Source organism: Leeuwenhoekiella marinoflava DSM 3653 (assembly GCF_900129005.1).
Classification (GTDB): domain Bacteria; phylum Bacteroidota; class Bacteroidia; order Flavobacteriales; family Flavobacteriaceae; genus Leeuwenhoekiella; species Leeuwenhoekiella marinoflava.
In genome coordinates this window covers 266,944-284,604 of record NZ_FQUN01000003.1, presented here as the reverse complement: position 1 = coordinate 284,604, position 17,661 = coordinate 266,944, and the positions used below count along the sequence as shown (strand labels likewise).

Annotated in this window: 18 protein-coding genes; 9 read left to right on the top strand and 9 right to left on the bottom strand. The window is 38.4% G+C overall.

All coding sequences use genetic code 11. From position 1 onward, the window contains the following. Window position 1 precedes the first annotated feature (1 nt). From BUB91_RS01270 to BUB91_RS01245, 6 genes are all read right to left on the bottom strand, one after another. Window positions 2-1,051: a vWA domain-containing protein gene (locus tag BUB91_RS01270; protein ID WP_073095994.1), complete on the bottom strand. Its 1,050-nt coding sequence runs from the start codon at window positions 1,049-1,051 to the stop codon at window positions 2-4. A 31-nt stretch (window positions 1,052-1,082) separates the two neighbouring features. After that, window positions 1,083-2,087: a vWA domain-containing protein gene (locus tag BUB91_RS01265; protein WP_073095992.1), complete on the bottom strand. Its 1,005-nt coding sequence runs from the start codon at window positions 2,085-2,087 to the stop codon at window positions 1,083-1,085. Then, on the bottom strand, window positions 2,077-3,762 hold the full coding sequence (locus tag BUB91_RS01260) for a cytochrome c-type biogenesis protein (protein WP_073095990.1): 1,686 nt from the start codon (window positions 3,760-3,762) through the stop codon (window positions 2,077-2,079). Before BUB91_RS01260 ends, BUB91_RS01265 begins: the two co-directional genes overlap by 11 nt. Window positions 3,763-3,769: 7 nt before the next feature. Next, window positions 3,770-4,636 (bottom strand): DUF58 domain-containing protein, encoded by an 867-nt coding sequence (locus BUB91_RS01255; protein WP_073095987.1) that lies wholly within the window; start codon window positions 4,634-4,636, stop codon window positions 3,770-3,772. 83 nt (window positions 4,637-4,719) lie between these two features. Beyond that, complete coding sequence (locus BUB91_RS01250) at window positions 4,720-5,724, bottom strand: AAA family ATPase (protein ID WP_073095984.1); 1,005 nt, start codon at window positions 5,722-5,724, stop codon at window positions 4,720-4,722. A 211-nt stretch (window positions 5,725-5,935) separates the two neighbouring features. Beyond that, window positions 5,936-6,763, bottom strand: a complete 828-nt coding sequence (locus tag BUB91_RS01245) for a DUF4382 domain-containing protein (RefSeq protein ID WP_073095980.1) — start codon at window positions 6,761-6,763, stop codon at window positions 5,936-5,938. Window positions 6,764-6,915: 152 nt separating this feature from the next. On the opposite strand from BUB91_RS01245, the gene BUB91_RS01240 reads away from it, so the two are divergent. From BUB91_RS01240 to BUB91_RS01210, 7 genes are all read left to right on the top strand, one after another. Beyond that, window positions 6,916-7,671: an SDR family NAD(P)-dependent oxidoreductase gene (locus tag BUB91_RS01240; protein WP_073095978.1), complete on the top strand. Its 756-nt coding sequence runs from the start codon at window positions 6,916-6,918 to the stop codon at window positions 7,669-7,671. Window positions 7,672-7,720: 49 nt separating this feature from the next. After that, window positions 7,721-8,113 carry a four helix bundle protein gene (locus tag BUB91_RS01235; protein ID WP_073095977.1) on the top strand — a complete coding sequence of 131 codons (393 nt, stop codon included), beginning with the start codon at window positions 7,721-7,723 and terminating at the stop codon, window positions 8,111-8,113. A gap of 68 nt (window positions 8,114-8,181) precedes the next feature. Next, entirely contained in the window at window positions 8,182-9,321 is a 1,140-nt protein-coding gene (locus BUB91_RS01230; RefSeq protein WP_073095976.1) for an ATP-binding protein, read from the top strand. Further along, window positions 9,318-10,046 (top strand): metallophosphoesterase, encoded by a 729-nt coding sequence (locus BUB91_RS01225; RefSeq protein WP_073095975.1) that lies wholly within the window; start codon window positions 9,318-9,320, stop codon window positions 10,044-10,046. The genes BUB91_RS01230 and BUB91_RS01225 overlap by 4 nt, the downstream gene beginning before the upstream one ends. 60 nt (window positions 10,047-10,106) lie before the next feature. Then, window positions 10,107-10,541: a DUF2059 domain-containing protein gene (locus BUB91_RS01220; protein ID WP_073095974.1), complete on the top strand. Its 435-nt coding sequence runs from the start codon at window positions 10,107-10,109 to the stop codon at window positions 10,539-10,541. A gap of 37 nt (window positions 10,542-10,578) precedes the next feature. Continuing rightward, window positions 10,579-11,700, top strand: coding sequence for an SPFH domain-containing protein (locus BUB91_RS01215; RefSeq protein WP_073095973.1), 1,122 nt, complete (start codon window positions 10,579-10,581; stop codon window positions 11,698-11,700). Between the two features lie 18 nt (window positions 11,701-11,718). Then, window positions 11,719-12,810 carry a TFIIB-type zinc ribbon-containing protein gene (locus tag BUB91_RS01210; RefSeq protein WP_073095972.1) on the top strand — a complete coding sequence of 364 codons (1,092 nt, stop codon included), beginning with the start codon at window positions 11,719-11,721 and terminating at the stop codon, window positions 12,808-12,810. A gap of 53 nt (window positions 12,811-12,863) precedes the next feature. On the opposite strand, the gene amaB is transcribed toward BUB91_RS01210, so the two are convergent. Together amaB and BUB91_RS01200 are read right to left on the bottom strand one after the other, a co-directional pair. Continuing rightward, window positions 12,864-14,417 carry an L-piperidine-6-carboxylate dehydrogenase gene (gene amaB / locus BUB91_RS01205; protein WP_073095970.1) on the bottom strand — a complete coding sequence of 518 codons (1,554 nt, stop codon included), beginning with the start codon at window positions 14,415-14,417 and terminating at the stop codon, window positions 12,864-12,866. Between the two features lie 141 nt (window positions 14,418-14,558). Next, window positions 14,559-15,092 carry a 3-hydroxyanthranilate 3,4-dioxygenase gene (locus BUB91_RS01200; RefSeq protein ID WP_073095960.1) on the bottom strand — a complete coding sequence of 178 codons (534 nt, stop codon included), beginning with the start codon at window positions 15,090-15,092 and terminating at the stop codon, window positions 14,559-14,561. Window positions 15,093-15,232: 140 nt separating this feature from the next. On the opposite strand from BUB91_RS01200, the gene BUB91_RS01195 reads away from it, so the two are divergent. Together BUB91_RS01195 and BUB91_RS01190 are read left to right on the top strand one after the other, a co-directional pair. Beyond that, a complete protein-coding gene (locus BUB91_RS01195) occupies window positions 15,233-16,294 on the top strand; it encodes an isoaspartyl peptidase/L-asparaginase family protein (protein ID WP_073095958.1) in 1,062 nt (353 codons plus the stop codon). 6 nt (window positions 16,295-16,300) lie between these two features. After that, window positions 16,301-16,618 carry an antibiotic biosynthesis monooxygenase family protein gene (locus BUB91_RS01190; RefSeq protein ID WP_073095955.1) on the top strand — a complete coding sequence of 106 codons (318 nt, stop codon included), beginning with the start codon at window positions 16,301-16,303 and terminating at the stop codon, window positions 16,616-16,618. A gap of 269 nt (window positions 16,619-16,887) precedes the next feature. On the opposite strand, the gene BUB91_RS01185 is transcribed toward BUB91_RS01190, so the two are convergent. Beyond that, on the bottom strand, window positions 16,888-17,385 hold the full coding sequence (locus BUB91_RS01185; RefSeq protein ID WP_073095947.1) for a CAP domain-containing protein: 498 nt from the start codon (window positions 17,383-17,385) through the stop codon (window positions 16,888-16,890). Window positions 17,386-17,661 lie beyond the last annotated feature (276 nt).

Here is a 17,661-nt window from a genome sequence, read left to right as displayed (position 1 = left end):
ATTAAGATTTAGTCTTATTTTCATTAAACAGATTCAGTTTTCTAACCCAGGCAGTTTTACGCTCAAGCAAGAATACATCTATAAATAACAAGAATAATGCCGCAGCTACAAACCACTGAAACTGATCTTTAAAATCTGCAAACTGCTTGGCCTCAAACTCTTTTTTGTCCATCTGGTTGAGGGCAGTTTTCATTTTATCTACAACCTCTTGCGTGCTATTTCCGTTTATGTATTCTCCGTTAGCTTCTGCTGCTATTTGCTGAAGGGTTTCCGCATCTAATTTTGTAATCACGGTTTCTCCATTCTGATCTTTTTTATAAGACTGTACAACTCCATTTCGCTTAATAGGAATGCGGTCACCCGCTTCAGAACCTACACCAACTGTAAAAATACGAATACCTTGCTCGGTTGCAGATTCAGCAATTGAAGCGGCATCTCCCTCGTGATCTTCCCCATCAGAAATAATCACCAATACACGATTGGTCTGCTCTTCATCATTATAATAGGTTTTTGCAAGCTCTATCGCATCTTTTATAGCAGTACCCTGACTCGACAGCATATCTGTATTCATCGAGTTGAGAAACATTTTAGCACTGCTGTAATCTGTAGTTATAGGCAACTGTGGATAGGCGCTACCGGCGTAAGCAATAATACCAACACGGTCACTCCCCAAGTTATTGATGATCTGCGTTACCAGTTGTTTTGCTTTATCTATACGGCTGGGTGCAATATCTTCTGCATCCATACTTTTTGAAACATCAACCGCAAAAACTACATCTACTCCTTCGCGTTTAACGGTTTCTAATTTCATCCCAATCTTAGGATTCACCATGGCTACAGCCATACAAGCCAGCGCGAGGCAAAACACAACAAGCTTCAATACGGGTTTAAAAACCGAACGTTGCGGCGTTAATTTCTCCAGCAATTCACGGTTTACCACAAATCGTTTTTGCGCAGTGCGTTTCCACAGGGTAACTGCAAAATAAAGCAGCACCACTACCGGAATAGCTAACAATGCCCAAAACCATATTTTTTCTTCTAGTAAATACACAAATTAAAATATTACTGTTATTACTAATCTTTTAAACAAAACTCTTAAAAACGGTATACCTCAGCAACAGCTCAAACATGAGCAACAAACCGGCCAATAGCACTAGCGCTCTGTATTTCTCCTCATAATTGGTATACTTAAACTCTTCAACGTCTGTTTTCTCTAGTTTATTGATCTCATCGTAAATATCTTCAAGAGACTGATTATTGGTTGCTCTAAAATACAAGCCGCCGGTTTTATCTGCGATTTCCTTTAAAAGTTCTTCATTAATCTCAACCGGAACATTCCCATATTGAAAACCTCCATCACCGCGCAATGCTATCGGAGTAAGCGCAGTCCCATTAGTACCTAGACCTATGGTATACACTTTAATTCCAAATTCTTGTGCCAACTCGCTCGCTGTGGTAGGTTCAATAAATCCTGCATTATTTACCCCATCAGTCATCAAAATAATCACCTTGCTTTTTGCCTTACTGTCTTTTAATCGATTTACCGAAGTTGCAAGCCCCATTCCTATAGCTGTTCCGCCTTCAATAATATTGTTATACTGAATATCATTTAACGAACTCAGCACAATACTTTTATCGCTGGTTATGGGTGTACGCGTGTAGCTTTCGCCAGCATATTCTACAAGACCAATACGATCACTGGGACGATCTGCAATAAATTGTGACGCAACATCCTTAAGCGCCTCCAAACGGTTAGGTTTTAAATCTTTTGCCAGCATACTCGCCGAAACATCTATCGCAATCACGATATCAATCCCTCGGGTTGTATTTGTCCGGGTTGAAACATCTACCGTACGCGGTCTTGCTAAAGCAGTAATTAAAAAAGCTAAAGCCAGCAAGCGCAACACAAAAAGTATAGGTCTGAATTTTGCCAATAAACCACTACCGGCTTTAAAACCTTTTAAGCTGGAAATTTTAACCTGAGCGGTAAGCTTATTGCGTTTAAAAAAATACCAAACCGCTACTATCGGAAGCATTAAAAACAACCAGAAAAATTCAGGACTTTGAAATTCAAAATTACTTAACATCTGTAGGTACTGTTTTTTGAAGTTCTACTGAATTTATAATGCGAGCGGCCATTTCTTTAGCATACTCATCATCTTCCCGATGCGCTACCACGATCTGCTGCAGAACTCCCGGAGCTGTAAAAAGCAACATCTCATATGCCCCCGGACTGAATTTCTTGGCATTTACACTGTCTGGGAATTCTCCTGTACCATAAACCCTTAAACCTTCGGTGCCTTCTGGTGTGGTATATTTTTCAGATTTTACTATCAGATTTTTAGCTCCACTTGCTTCCATTGTACTGATAAATCCTTGTGAAGAAGCTTCTAAATCAGCTTCGTTTTTTCCGGCAAAACGGGTATTATTTACCACAACATAAAACTCATCAATGAGGCTTCCATAAGTAAAGGTGCTCATATCCATCTGCGTCTTCAATGAATCTGGCAGCGCAATCTCGTCACGTTCTAAAACGCGTGGTGTACTCACAATCACAGGCGGATAACCGTATTCACTACGCACCCAATCACCTTCTAATAAATCTTTAGAAGGATGCCCAATGAAATTATCTTTTACATAATCAAAACCTTTAGTAGCAATCAAAATTCCAGTGGCGATCACTAAAATTCCAAACACACCAATAAACGAAGTTAAAATGAGTTTGCGCTTACGACGCTTTGCTAATGCTTCACGATATGCCGCATCACGCATCAGCTCTTCTTCAGTAGGTTCTGGGATTGCTTCTTTAGTTTCTTTTACAATCTCTTCAGCAACAAGTCGGTCTGCTTCAGCCTGACCGGTTCCCGGAGATATACGGGCAAACTTCGTTAGATCGGCACGCTTTAAGATTTTATCCAATTTGAGAATCGTTTCTTTACTCAAATCTATCTTGCCTTCTTGTTTTTCCTGCATCAAGCGATCAATCAACTCAGAAGATGTACTTTCCATAGAGCGGTTATAAACTTCTTCATCCAGATAGCGTCTTACAATGTCTGTAAGTTTTGAATAGTACGCTTTAGTGACATCACGCTCCTCAACACCACGAGCAGGCTCTTTATATTCCTCGTCTAGTTGTTTAAGTGAAAATAAGGCTTGTTCAAAAGGAGGTAATTTCTTTTCGGCTTCAGCCTTTTTGCGACTTCTACGGATAATGAAATATAAAAATCCGCCTATTAAAGCTGCTAGAATTAAAAAGTACAGCAAATACGTCCAGAATTTACTGGTGGCACGTTCTACTGAAACAATATCTTTAATATCATACAATCCTTGCTTAGTCGTGTCAATTACTACATTATTCACTTCAATCGCAACAGAATCCGTATAAAAAGGTTGCTGATTTATAGAAACCAACTGGCGCGGAATGGTATACGAACCACTATCAAACTGGGTCAAACCGTAACGTTTGATTAAATTGATTTTCGCCCCGGTAAACGAAGTGTCTATTTTATAAGCCTCAATCATTTCTAAGGGCTGAAAGGTTTGCCCTTCGGGAAATAACACAAGGTCTGTAGAATCTGCTTCTACTGAAACTTGATAGGTAATCTGCTCTCCTATACGAATTGCAGTCGTATCAACAGCTCCTGTGACCTGCTGCGCCTGTACCTGAGTCAATGCAAAAATTGACAGTACAAAACCTAAAAAAATAGATTTGCATTTTAAGAAACTGGTTGTATTTTGAAGTGTATTAGGGTTACTATTCATTGTGTTTTTATCCTCTTCGTTTAAAATAACCTAATAGTTTTTTCACATAACTTTCATCAGTACGCACATCGATCACACCGGCACCACTACGGGTAAAGCTCTCTTTGTAATAATTAACACGCTCCTGATAATATTTTGAATAATTACTGCGTACCTTTTTTGAAGTAGTATTGACCAAAAGTAACTCTCCGGTCTCTTCATCCTCCATCTGCACAACTCCAAGGCTGGGGATTTCTTCTTCCCGTTTATCATAAATGCGAATTCCCGTAATATCGTGACGCTTTGCTGCGATTTTCATAGTATCGCGATAGCCGTCTGCAATAAAATCTGAAAGCACAAAAACAATGGCTTTTTTCTTCATTACACCAGATAAAAACTTCAAAGCCTGAGAGACATCTGTCTTTTTACTTTTTGGTTTAAACTCGAGTAATTCACGTATGATTCTCAAAACGTGAGATTTTCCCTTTTTAGGTGGAATATAAAGTTCTATCGCATCAGAAAACAAGATGAGACCTATTTTATCATTATTCTGCAATGCTGAAAAAGCAAGGGTTGCAGCGACTTCGGTAACAATTTCAGACTTAAACTGCTGATCTGTACCAAAGAATTCAGATCCACTTACATCAGCTACAAGCATCATTGTGAGTTCGCGCTCTTCTTCAAAAACCTTTATATAAGGTTCATTATAACGCGCAGTAACATTCCAATCTATATTACGCACATCATCGCCAAACTGATACTGACGTACCTCACTAAAAGTCATACCCCGACCTTTAAAGGTAGAATGATATTCCCCACCAAAAATGTGATCAGACAACCTTCTGGTTTTGATCTCAATCTTGCGTACTTTTTTTAGAAGTTCTTTAGTGTCCATGATTATAGAGAATCAGTAAAGAGATCAGCGAGCAGCACTCACCATTTTTCAGGCAATAGCTGCAAGCTGATTCTATATCTGGTTTATGGTACTTCGATCTCGTTTACGATCTTGTTTATTATTTCTTCTGTAGTTACATTTTCGGCTTCTGCTTCATAGGTAATTCCGATACGGTGACGCAATACATCGTGTACTACTGCACGTACATCTTCTGGAATCACATAACCACGACCTCTTATAAAAGCAAAACATTTAGAAGCTGTAGCAAGGTTAATACTACCACGAGGCGAAGAACCAAAGCTGATTAACGGCTTTAAATCTGCAAGTTTGTAATTCTCAGGGTAACGTGTTGCAAAAATAATATCGAGAATATATTTCTCAATTTTCTCATCCATATAAACTTCTTTAACTACTTCCTGAGCACGTAGAATTTGCTCAACAGAAACCACCGGATTTACTTTTTCATAAGACCCTTTTAAATTTTGTCTTACAATAAGTTGCTCGTCTGCTAGCTTAGGATAGTCAATTACAGTCTTCAGCATAAAACGGTCTACCTGAGCTTCAGGAAGCGGATACGTCCCTTCTTGCTCCACCGGGTTTTGAGTTGCCATTACTAAAAAAGGCTTGTCTAATATAAAAGTCTCATCACCAATAGTAACTTGCTTTTCCTGCATTGCCTCCAATAATGCACTTTGCACTTTAGCAGGAGCACGGTTAATCTCATCTGCTAATACGAAGTTTGCGAAAATGGGACCTTTTTTAATGCTGAAGTCATTCAGCTTCATGTTGTAAATTAGTGTTCCTACAACATCAGCAGGAAGTAAATCTGGTGTAAACTGAATACGACTAAAACTACCTTGTACCGCTTGAGAAAGCGTGTTAATTGCTAAGGTTTTTGCCAGCCCAGGAACTCCCTCTAATAAGATATGACCCCGGCCTAAAAGACCTATTAGCAAACGTTCTATCATGTGCTTCTGACCTACGATGACCTTATTCATCTCCATCGTAAGAACCTTTACAAATGCACTTTCTCTTTCAATTTTTTCGTTAATCGCTCCTATGTCTACAGATGCGCCTGTATCTTCCATATGTATATGCTGTTTAAAATATGACTCTGAGGTCTACAAGGTTAAATTTTATTACTAATGATATTGTTAATCAATCGTTAAAAACCCCATATTTTAAAGGCTTCAGGAAGCTGAATAGGGGTGGTTTTAAAGACGGTCTTCAAAAATAATTGTTGCAAAAAAAAAGCAATCTTTTTGGGATTGCTTTTCAAATATACGTGATATTTAGATTTTATTCAACGGTAATGCGCTCCAGTACTGTAGTTTCTCCATTAACAACGGCTACTTCTTCAATAGTAATACTTGTAATAACATCTGCTACAAGCTCTGCATCTATGGTTAAATCATAAACACCTTCTGGCAAACCATTCAATACAAAGTCTCCATTGCTGCTTACATTAGTACTCACTACAATACCTTCTCCTGCTGCAGTTATCGTTGCATGCACATTAAGCGGTAACAAAGAACCAGAAATCATACCTGTTGCTTCTATTGCACTTGCGCGAAGAACAGGTTTTAATAAATAACCACCATTACCTTGCTCTACAATAGACTCTTCTACATTAAAGTCAAGCACTACAGTATAAACAACACCTGCTTCTAAAGTTTGATTAAACTGAACTTTAAGTCCAGATTGTTGTGCACTTGGAGTTTGTAACGGGAATGTTTCACCATCTACAACCACAGTATTATCATCACCAAGAATAAGTCTCACTTGGCTGATAGAACCCGCAGGGATATCTTCATCTGCAAGTATCGCATAAGTTCCACCTGTAAGCTCGAGAAGATCGTAAATCTCATCATCAGTATCCAGCTCTAATTCACCATTAACAATCATATAATCATCGTCAAACTCATCATCGATGAAATCATCATTATATTTTACAACAACAGCTTTTACATCTATAAAAACATTATCATAATCTCCAGGCGCATCTACGAGACGAACAGCCACCTTAGAAGTTCCGCGTTCTGAGCTTGAGTTAGCATCATCATCACTACACGAACTTAATCCAAGTATTCCGGCTAATAACAGCCCATATTTAAAAGTATTTTTCATAATATTCTATTTGAGTTTTTTATATATTTTCAAATCTGAAGTAATTTCTTACAGACCCAAAAATGTTTAACGGCAATTAACGAAGTTTAATATTCTTTTAATAAACTCTAGAAACCGAATCACCAATTTTATACTCACACAAAAATAAAATCATGTCTGCTAAAACAGCTTTAATTACAGGTGCTACAAGTGGTATTGGCGCTGCCACCGCAAAATATTTTGCAAAAAATGGAATCCATTTAATTCTCTGCGGAAGACGTCAGGAACGGCTAACTACTTTAAAAGAAAAATTAGAAAATCACGTAAATGTTCATACGCTAAGCTTCGATGTAAGAAATAAATCAGCAGTTAAAGAAGCTATTGAAAACCTGCCGGAAGACTTTCAGAAAATAGATATTCTCATCAACAATGCCGGAAACGCTCACGGTCTCGACACTATTCAAGACGGTAATACAGATGACTGGGATGCAATGCTCGATATTAATGTAAAGGGACTGCTTTATGTAAGTGATAGTATCATCCCAAAAATGATTGCTCAAAATAGCGGTCATATTATCAATATTGGCTCAACCGCCGGCAAAGAAGTCTACCCAAAAGGTAATGTGTATTGTGCCAGCAAACATGCCGTAGATGCCATCACCCAAGGGATGCGCATAGATCTCAATGGCTACAACATACGCGTAGGTGCTGTAAACCCGGGAATGGTAGAAACCGAATTCAGCCAAGTACGCTTTAAAGGTGATTCTGATAAAGCAGACAAAGTATACAAAGGTTTCAAACCTTTGCAAGCAGAAGACATCGCAGATATCATTCACTTTGTAGTTACCCGCTCATACCACGTTAACATTGCAGACCTCGTAGTAATGAGTGTTGACCAGGCTTCTTCTACCATTGTGAATAAGAAGTAGAAGTATTTATTATTTTTATTGTAATTCTTATTTGATAAAATTCTGAATAATGGCACATTACAATTCGTTCGAAAATCTAGAAGTTTTTAAAAAAGCTCGTATACCCTCTCTGAATGTCTGGGAATTAATTCAAACTACTGCGCTAAAAAAAGATTTTGAGCTGAGAAATCAAATCAATGCTTCTTCAGGATCTATAATGGACAATATTGCTAAAGGATTTGGCAGAGGAGGTGGTAACAAGGAGTTTGTAAATTTCTTAGGCTATGCCAGAAGTTCATACCGTGAGACTAAATCACAGGTATTAAAATGTTTAGATCGTAACTACACGAGCGAAGATTCGTTTCAAAAGATTAATAATCAAGCTCAGGAATTAACCGATCAATTAGGTGAATTTTCAAACTACCTTAAAAATTCCGAAAAACGAAGAAGTAAATTTGATTAATCAAGATAATAGCAAGAATCCCAACTCTGATTATTTATCCATTTACACATAACCTGTACCTTTAAAAAATGATCAACAAACGCCTTCTCATTAAAAACTTACTCGCTCATAATGACGAGAACAGTTTTTATGACAAGAAGCGCAAGGTTGATATCAGCAACAAAGAAGGTAAAGCTAAATTTTTAAAACACGTCTGCGCGCTTTCTAATTCAAACCCCAAGAACAACAGTTATATCGTAATTGGTGTTGAGGATGAAACCAACGAGATAAAAGGTGTTCCGTTTTTTGACGATAGTAAGATTCAAAATCTGGTTAATGCTTACTTGACAAACCCGCCTTTGATTTCTTATGAAAACATTCCTTTTCCGCATTTACCATCAGATCAGGTTGTGGGTCTGGTTACCATTAGACCCATTAACAAACTCACTGCTCTGAGAAAAAATATCTGGAAATATTGGGGCGGCACTGCCTTTTTTAGAGATGGTAGCATTTCTATGCCTAAGATCTTTGAGAGCGAAATCACGGATGTTAACAGCGAGATTGTAGCGACTATTGAGAAACACGCACACAACAGTATAGAACTGACTCTTGACGGGGTCATTGATTTTATCAATGTCCGCCACGCAGATCTATTTACACAATATAAAGTTTTTAAAGAGCAATTTGTGGTTTGCTGGGCAGGAAATAAAAAAGAGGTAAAAGGCAACACCTATTTCAGTCGGGTAGATATAGAACTTATAAACGAACAAGTGCGGCTTTTTTATTCTGCTTTAGACGAAGTCTCTATCACGATAACTGATGATCATTTTAAGATTCTTGAATATGTCTTACTCGGTATACAAAATGATTACAAATATTACCCACTAGAAGAACTTACCATTAATTTTAAGGAAAACGGTTCTTATATAATAGACAGCAACCTTGTTTTTGAACCTCCTCAATTTGATAAAAAATTACTCTACCACGTTTACAACAATAACAATTCGATTTTAAAAAAAGTACTGGCAAATAAAACGCTCAATAAAGGCGAACTCGAAGACCTATACAATCTACCGGCGACCTACCTCATTTGTTACTTAAATAGATTTGAGCCAGCGCTAGATAAGCTTGAGAGCATAAGACCTTATTTACGTAAATACGGCACCAAACTTTATAATGCATACAAAGAAAACATTCGCATACTGCGAAAAGTAAAATACAATTCATGACACGCACATTAGCTATAGGTGATATTCACGGCGGACTAAAGGGCCTAAAACAAGTTCTAGGTCGGGCAAATGTTACAACAGAAGACACGCTAATTTTTTTAGGAGATTATGTTGACGGATGGAGCGAAAGCGCAGAAACAGTCTCTTTTTTAATCGATCTGGTCCGAAAACAGAACTGCATCTTTATAAAAGGTAATCACGATGAGCTTACATACAATTGGTTAAAAAAGAACGACCTCAATGAAGTCTGGCTCAATCACGGTGGTAGAAGCACTATAGAATCTTATAACAAGCTGACCGAAGAAGATCGCAAAGCACACATAACCTTTTATGAAGCTTTATTGAATTATCATATTGATGATCAAAACAGAATGTTTGTTCACGCAGGATTTCAAAATCATAACGGACCGGAACATGAACATCACAGCACTGCTTTTTATTGGGATCGAACGTTTTGGGAAATGGCTGTTAGCCTAGATAAAAAAATTAAAAAAGACGATCCTTTTTACCCGAAACGCTTAACACATCACAAAGAGATTTACATAGGGCATACGCCTGTCACACGCATCGCAAAAGACAAACCCACGCAGATGGCAAACGTTTGGAATATAGATACCGGTGCGGCATTTAAAGGAGCGCTCTCAATAATTGACGTAGATACTAAAGAGTTTTGGCAAAGCGATCCGGTTTATACCTTATATCCTGATGAAAATGGACGTAATTAAAATAATTTGAAACAATTACAGCATTTTGGCTACTAACAATTTGAAACCTAAAAACATATCATGAAAAAACTGATTTTTACTGCCCTACTCATTACAAGTTTCACATTCACTATTCAAGCTCAAGAAGCAGACCCGTATAAAGACACGCTGGTTGCATCTGGGAGTATGGGTACTTTTCAAGTAGCAATTAAACAGGTTTTTAATATGTATAAGCAGCAAAAACCTGGTGTTCCTGATGAAGTTTGGGGAGAGCTTGAAAGTTCATTCAGTAAAACTTCTATAGACGACTTAGCCGAAATGCTAACGCCGGTGTACAAAAAAAGTCTAACTCAATCTGATTTGCAAGCTATAATCGGTTTTTACCAAACTCCAATAGGTCAAAAATTTGCCGAAAAAACACCAGCAATTACTCAAGAATCTATGCAGGTAGGACAACAATGGGGAATGAAACTTGGCCAGGAAGTAATGAGCAAACTACAGGAGAAAGGGTATTAATAAGCAAAAATAAGTTCAGCCTTAAAAAATATAGATTATGGGAATATTTGACACAATAAAAGAAAAGCTAAGCCACGAGTTTATTGACATCATCGAATGGCTGGATTATACAGATAATACCATCGCACACCGTTTTGAACGTTATCAAAACGAAATTAAAAACAATGCAAAACTCATCGTACGTGAGGGACAAACCGCTGTTTTTATAAACGAAGGTCAGCTGGCAGATGTTTTTAATCCCGGAACATATACGCTAAATACTCAAAACCTACCCATTCTTACAACACTAAAAGGTTGGAAATACGGTTTTGATAGTCCATTTAAAGCCGAAGTTTATTTTATTAACACCCACTTATTTACCGATGAAAAATGGGGAACAAAAAATCCGATCACGCTAAGTGACGATCGTTTTGGTTTAGTAGAAATCAGAGCTTTTGGGACCTATGCATTTCGCATCAGCGATGCCGGTAAATTCATCAAAGACATTGTAGGTACTGATGCAAACTTTACCAACTTTGAGATCAACGAGCATTTAAAAAGCTTGATCGCTACTCGATTTACAAATACAGTTGGTGAAGCCAATCTTCCTATAGAATTATACGCAGCAAATACTACAGAGCTTTCTGAGACGTGTAAAGAAGTGATGCAGCCAGAGTTTACTTCGGTAGGGATTTCCTTAGAGAAATTCTATATCGAAAATGTCTCTATGCCCGAAGAACTCAAAAAAGAGATCTTTGAATACAGCCGTATTGACAAGTTAGATCTTGATAAGTTGACCAAGTTTAAAACGGCAAAAGCTATTGAAGCTGCTGCTAATAATGAAGGCGGAACTGCTGGTGCAGGTATGGGAATGGGAATGGGCTTTGCCCTTGCACAACAAATGGGTAATGCGATGAGCAAGCCACAAGCACAGCAACCACAGGCCGCAGCAACACCACCGCCTATGCCCGTTGCAACACAATATTATTACGCCAGTAACAATCAACAGCAAGGACCTGTAGGCTTTGACCAACTTCAAGCATTGTTTGCTTCACGCACCATCAATAGAAATTCATTGATCTGGAAACAAGGAATGAGCGAATGGAAAGCGCTTCAGGAGGTTGAAGAATTAAAATCCTTCTTAGGCGGAAACACACCTCCACCTTTACCTGGACAATAATCTTAAGCTTCTATTACATTGTCTGAACCTGTAATCAAAAAATCTGAACTAAAAAAAGCCTGTAAAAATTGTGGTGCCGAACTTAAATACAAACCCGGTACCACAACGGTTACTTGTGAATATTGTGGCCATCAGGAGAAAATAGATCTTGATACAGATCCTATAAAAGAACTTCCATTAAGACAGTATTTAAAAGATCAGGGGGCGCAGGTAAACAGTGAAGAAATCAGCATTTTAAACTGTAAAAATTGCGGTGCAAATCAGCATGTAGAAGAAAATTATAAATCGTTACATTGTGTGTATTGCGGCACACCTCTTATACGAGAAGACATCAAAACAGAACAATGGATTCTTCCCGGAGCAGTTTTGCCATTTCAGCTTACACAAGATGAAGCGATACTGCGCTTCAAAAAATGGGTAAAAGGTTTATGGTGGGCTCCTGATGACTTACAAAAAGCAACACTAGATCCACAATTTACAAAAGGTTTGTATTTACCCTATTGGACGTTTGACGCCCAACTTTACGGAAAATACAGCGGTGCACGAGGCGATTATTATTACGAGACACAGTCTTATAAAGACAGTAATGGAAGAAGACAGACCCGACGTGTGCGCAAAACCAGATGGATACCTGTAAACGGAAACATTCAGGGGTTTGTAGATGACACGCTGATCAATGCATCTAAACAACATACCGGTAAAGTTCCGCGTGAGGTCGCACTATGGAACCTGAAAAAACTACAACCTTTTGAAAGTAGTTTTCTCGCTGGTTTTGTGACCGAAAAATATACGATTCCCTTAAATGATGGTCATCTTGAATCTCAGGAAGAAATGCGTCGTATTGCAAACACTTGGGCGAGAAGAGACATTGGCGGTGATGAACAACGCATAAACAACCTCAATATAAATCTTAAAGAAGAAACTTTTAAACACATTTTGCTTCCGGTTTATATTAGCGCCTATCGCTATAAAAACAAAAGCTACAGCTTTTTTGTAAATGGTGAAAACGGAAGCATCTCAGGCAAAAGACCGTATTCTTTCTGGAAGATTTTCTTAGCAGTATTAGCTGGTCTTTTACTTTTTGTTTTGGTTTATTTATTTGCTCAATAAAAAAGAGTCACTTAAAAGTAACCCTTTTTATTCTTTACTATTTTGACCAACTGCTACAAATCAAACTTGATCCCCTGCGCCAGCGGAAGCTGGGTTGTGTAATTAATCGTATTAGTCTGGCGACGCATATAAACCTTCCAGGCATCAGAGCCACTCTCACGACCACCACCGGTTTCTTTTTCTCCACCAAAAGCTCCTCCTATTTCCGCACCGCTGGTACCTATATTTACGTTTGCAATCCCACAATCACTACCCGCAACACTTAAGAAACGTTCTGCTTCACGTAGGTTATTAGTCATAATTGCAGAAGAAAGTCCTTGTCGCACTCCGTTTTGCAATTCAATAGCATTTGCTACATCACCGCTGTATTTCATAATATAAAGTACCGGTGCAAAGGTCTCATGTTGTACAATCTCAAAATGATTTTCAGCTTCTGCAATGGCAGGCTTTACATAGCAACCGCTTTCATAACCTTCCCCTTCGAGAACCCCACCTTCAACTAAAATTTTACCACCTTCAGCAACTACTTTTTCTAAGGCATTTTGGTAATTTTTAACCGCTTCTTTATCAATAACAGGACCTACATGGTTGTTTTCATCCAGCGGATTCCCTATGCGCAATTGCTTGTAAGCATCTACAACCGCATTTGTAACTTTATCATAAATGCTTTCGTGAATGATTAATCTTCGGGTTGATGTACAGCGCTGTCCGGCGGTTCCTACAGCACCAAAAACTGCCCCGATTACTGTCATTTTTAAGTCTGAATCTGGCGTAACAATTATTGCATTGTTTCCACCTAATTCTAAAAGTGACTTACCCAAACGACCTCCTACAGTTTGCGCAACTTGTTTTCCCATTCGCGTTGAACCCGTAGCAGATATTAGCGGAACGCGCTCATCTTGAGTCATCAATTCACCAACTTTATAATCGCCATTTATTAAACACGAAATTCCCTCTGGCAAATTATTTTTTGAAAAAATGCGAGCTGCAATCTTTTGACAGGCAATTCCTGTTAAAGGTGTTTTTTCTGAAGGTTTCCAGATGCACACATCTCCACAAACCCAAGCCAATGCTGTGTTCCAACTCCATACGGCAACGGGAAAATTAAACGCTGAAATAATTCCTACAATTCCCAGCGGATGGTATTGCTCATACATACGATGCCCGGGACGCTCAGAATGCATCGTCAAGCCGTGCAATTGACGTGAAAGCCCAACAGCAAAATCGCAGATATCTATCATCTCCTGTACTTCGCCTAAACCTTCTTGATAGCTTTTACCCATCTCATAAGAAACCAATTTTCCTAAAGGCTCTTTTAAGCTGCGCAATTCTTCATTAAACTGACGCACAATCTCTCCACGCTGTGGTGCCGGCATCGTTCGCCAAACTTTAAACGCTTCTGCCGCAGTTTGCATCACTTGCTCGTATTCTTCTGATGTGGTTTGCGTAACACTGGCAATGACCTCGCCATCAACCGGTGAAACCGAATGGATCACTGCACCAGCATTCATCGTTTTTGCACCAGTAGAAGTCCCGGCATTTTCAGAAGTGATCTCTAGTGCTTTTAAAGTTTCAGCGATTGCTGTATTGTTGCGGGTATTTGCCATTATATTGTAGTTTTCTTAGAATTATATTTTAAACCTTTCGAAGTTAATAAATCTCAAAAGGCTTCTAAAGTATTATTTAGCATATTCGCAATAAAAAAAGTGCGCCATGTAGCACACTTTTAGTTGATTATTTCATAAAACTTAATCCGTAAAACGAGGATCAGTTTCCATTACCGTACCGCAATTCTCGCACGTACGCAAATCTTCACTTCTGTAGAAGTCTTTAAAATGTTTCAAAAAGTCTTTTTCAATATCATTTAGCGGAAAATAAACTTCATACAATTTATGATTGCAGTTATCACAAAACCACATCAAGCCGTCTTTACCGTCCAAGTCTGCGCGTTTTCGTTCAATCACAAGGCCTATCGACCCTGGATTTCGCACCGGTGAATGTGGTACTTTTGCCGGGTGTAAATACATATCGCCAGGCCCCAGTTTCATTGTACGCTTTTCTCCTTCATCCTGTACATGCACTTCAATCTCGCCTTCTAACTGGAAAAATAACTCTTCGGTTTCGTTATAATGATAATCTTTTCGGGCATTTGGCCCGGCAACCACCATCACAATATAATCGCCTGCATCTTTGTACAAATTTTTATTTCCTACCGGCGGTTTTAATAAATCTCGGTTATCTTCAACCCATTGCGTGAGGTTAAACGGTTTTGAAATTGCCATAATAACATGTTTAGGCTAAAATTACAATTTTATGCTACGGCAAAAAATATTCTTTAGCCCGAAAATTGATCTTTAAATGTCCGCTCTTTATAGGTTACACCGCTGCTTTTTCTGTATTTTAGAAGTTCAAAATTCACTTTATGAAGACTTTTTATTCCCTATTGCTTTTTGGTTTTTTAATCATCTCGTGTAAACAGAATGCTACACACACTACTAAAACTCCTCAAGACACTCCAAAACAACAGAAGTTTGCCATAATCATTCACGGCGGAGCCGGCACGATTCTGAAAGAAAATATGACCGATTCTTTAGAAAAAGCCTATAAAGCAAAGCTTACTGAAGCAATACAAACAGGCCATAAAATTCTTGAAAATGGTGGCACCAGCCTTGAAGCTGTGCAACGCACCATAAATGTGATGGAAAATTCGCCGCTGTTTAATTCGGCTAAAGGCGCTGTATTTACCCATGATGGCAAAAACGAACTAGACGCTTCTATTATGGATGGTAAGACGTTAAACGCCGGGGCCATTGCCGGGGTAACTAATGTGAAAAACCCTATAAATCTTGCTTATGAGGTGATGACCAACTCAGAACATGTGCTTCTTAGCGGTAAAGGTGCTGAGGCTTTTGCTAAAGAAAAAGGAATAGAGCAGGTAGATCCATCCTATTTTTTTACTGAAAAAAGATACAATTCGCTACAACGCATATTAGAACGTGAAAAGCAAGACAGTATCAGTAAAGCAGCCGCTTTTTATGATCCTTTTATTAAAGATGAAAAATTTGGAACCGTAGGCTGTGTTGCGCTTGATAAAAATGGAAACTTAGCCGCCGGGACTTCTACTGGCGGAATGACCAACAAGCGCTACAACCGTATAGGAGATTCGCCAATTATCGGCTCGGGGACGTATGCAAACAACACCACTTGTGGTGTTTCTTCAACCGGATGGGGCGAATATTTTATACGCGGCCAGGTTGCCTATGACATCAGCGCGCAAATGGAATATGCTAAAAAAACACTTACTGATGCGACTCGAAATGTCATTCAGGAAAAACTAACGAAACTGGGCGGAACCGGCGGTATTGTCGCTTTAGACCACTACGGAAACCCTTCAATGGAGTTTAACACCAAAGGAATGTATCGCGCTTACATGAATGATCAAGGTGAGTTGACTTTAGGTATTTACGAAGAAAACGAGAATTAAGCAACTATGCAGTTATCTGAAGAAGAAAGTTATTATGCCGTAATCTTTACTTCAAAACAAACGGAACATCATTCCGGCTACGCCGAAATGGCTAACCAGATGGAAGAACTCGCTAAACTTCAGCCCGGATATCTGGGAATGGATCACGCACGTAGTGAACTGGGTATTACCATTTCTTATTGGAAAAATGAACCAGCCATACTCAATTGGAAAAATCAGACAGACCATCTAATAGCTCAAAACAAGGGCAAACGTCACTGGTATTCTGCATATAGCGTTAGGGTCTGTAAAGTAGAACGTGAGTATCATTTTAATAAATACTGATCAATCTAAAAAAGAAAAATCCCTTAAAGGCATGAGACCTTAAAGGGACTTTCATAAAATTGATCCCCACAAAATGTAGGTAAAAGCGAAACAGCAGGCCCCCGCCTGCTGCATCTAACATAACAAAACCAACTTAAAGCTGTCTATTTTGTGATATGTTGAATATTGTTATTGATTTGTAACCCGCTGGGTTATGGGGGATTTTAAAAAATTGTAAATGAACTTATAATCAATTATGATTTTGGGTAAATCAAAATAGATTAGGGTTTTTATTTTGTAATAAAGATCTGCGTAAAGAATGCAATTCCACGCTCATCTTTTACTACCGAAATACCACTATGTGTGAAATTTCCTTCAAGAGCTTCCTTGTGACTTTCACTCTTTAACCAAGCAGAGACCACTTCTGAAGCGTTGCGATAGCCGTAAGCTACATTTTCACTAACACGACCTGCGCCCTTAGCCTTAAGATAATCTGATCTTTCTAAAAAATAATCGTGGCTAATTTGACCTTTAGTAGCCATATATTTAGTGTGCTCTGTAGCTTTTACTTTAGAATCTGTATTCGGTTTAAGCTCAGCAAGACCAATGCTGGAACGGTGTACATTTACTTCTGCAAGAATTTCTTTTGCAAAAGTCTCTTCTACTGTAAGATTTGCAGATACTTCTAATGTTGCTTCTTCGATTTGCATAAGCTCTTCATCTTGTGAACAGCCAGTTAAGAATACGGCGAATGTTAACGCCAACAAGTTGGTAGTAAAGGTTCTCATGATTTGGGGTTTTATGAGTTATGTTGATACAAACATAAGTAGGATATTCCACTCCTACAACACTTAAACTGTTATTTTGTGCGGTTCATCGATTATAAGGAATTTTTTAACACTAAAACAATAAACTTTAACATATTTCAGCGATTATAAATTGCATTTTATCGTTAAAAATTGATTTGACACAATATTCAAATTTCATAAAAAAGTGTATTTAATCGGTTATATTGTCGTTTTATACCCCTTGTAGCGATATTTCAAGTCGATTTGTAAGACTAA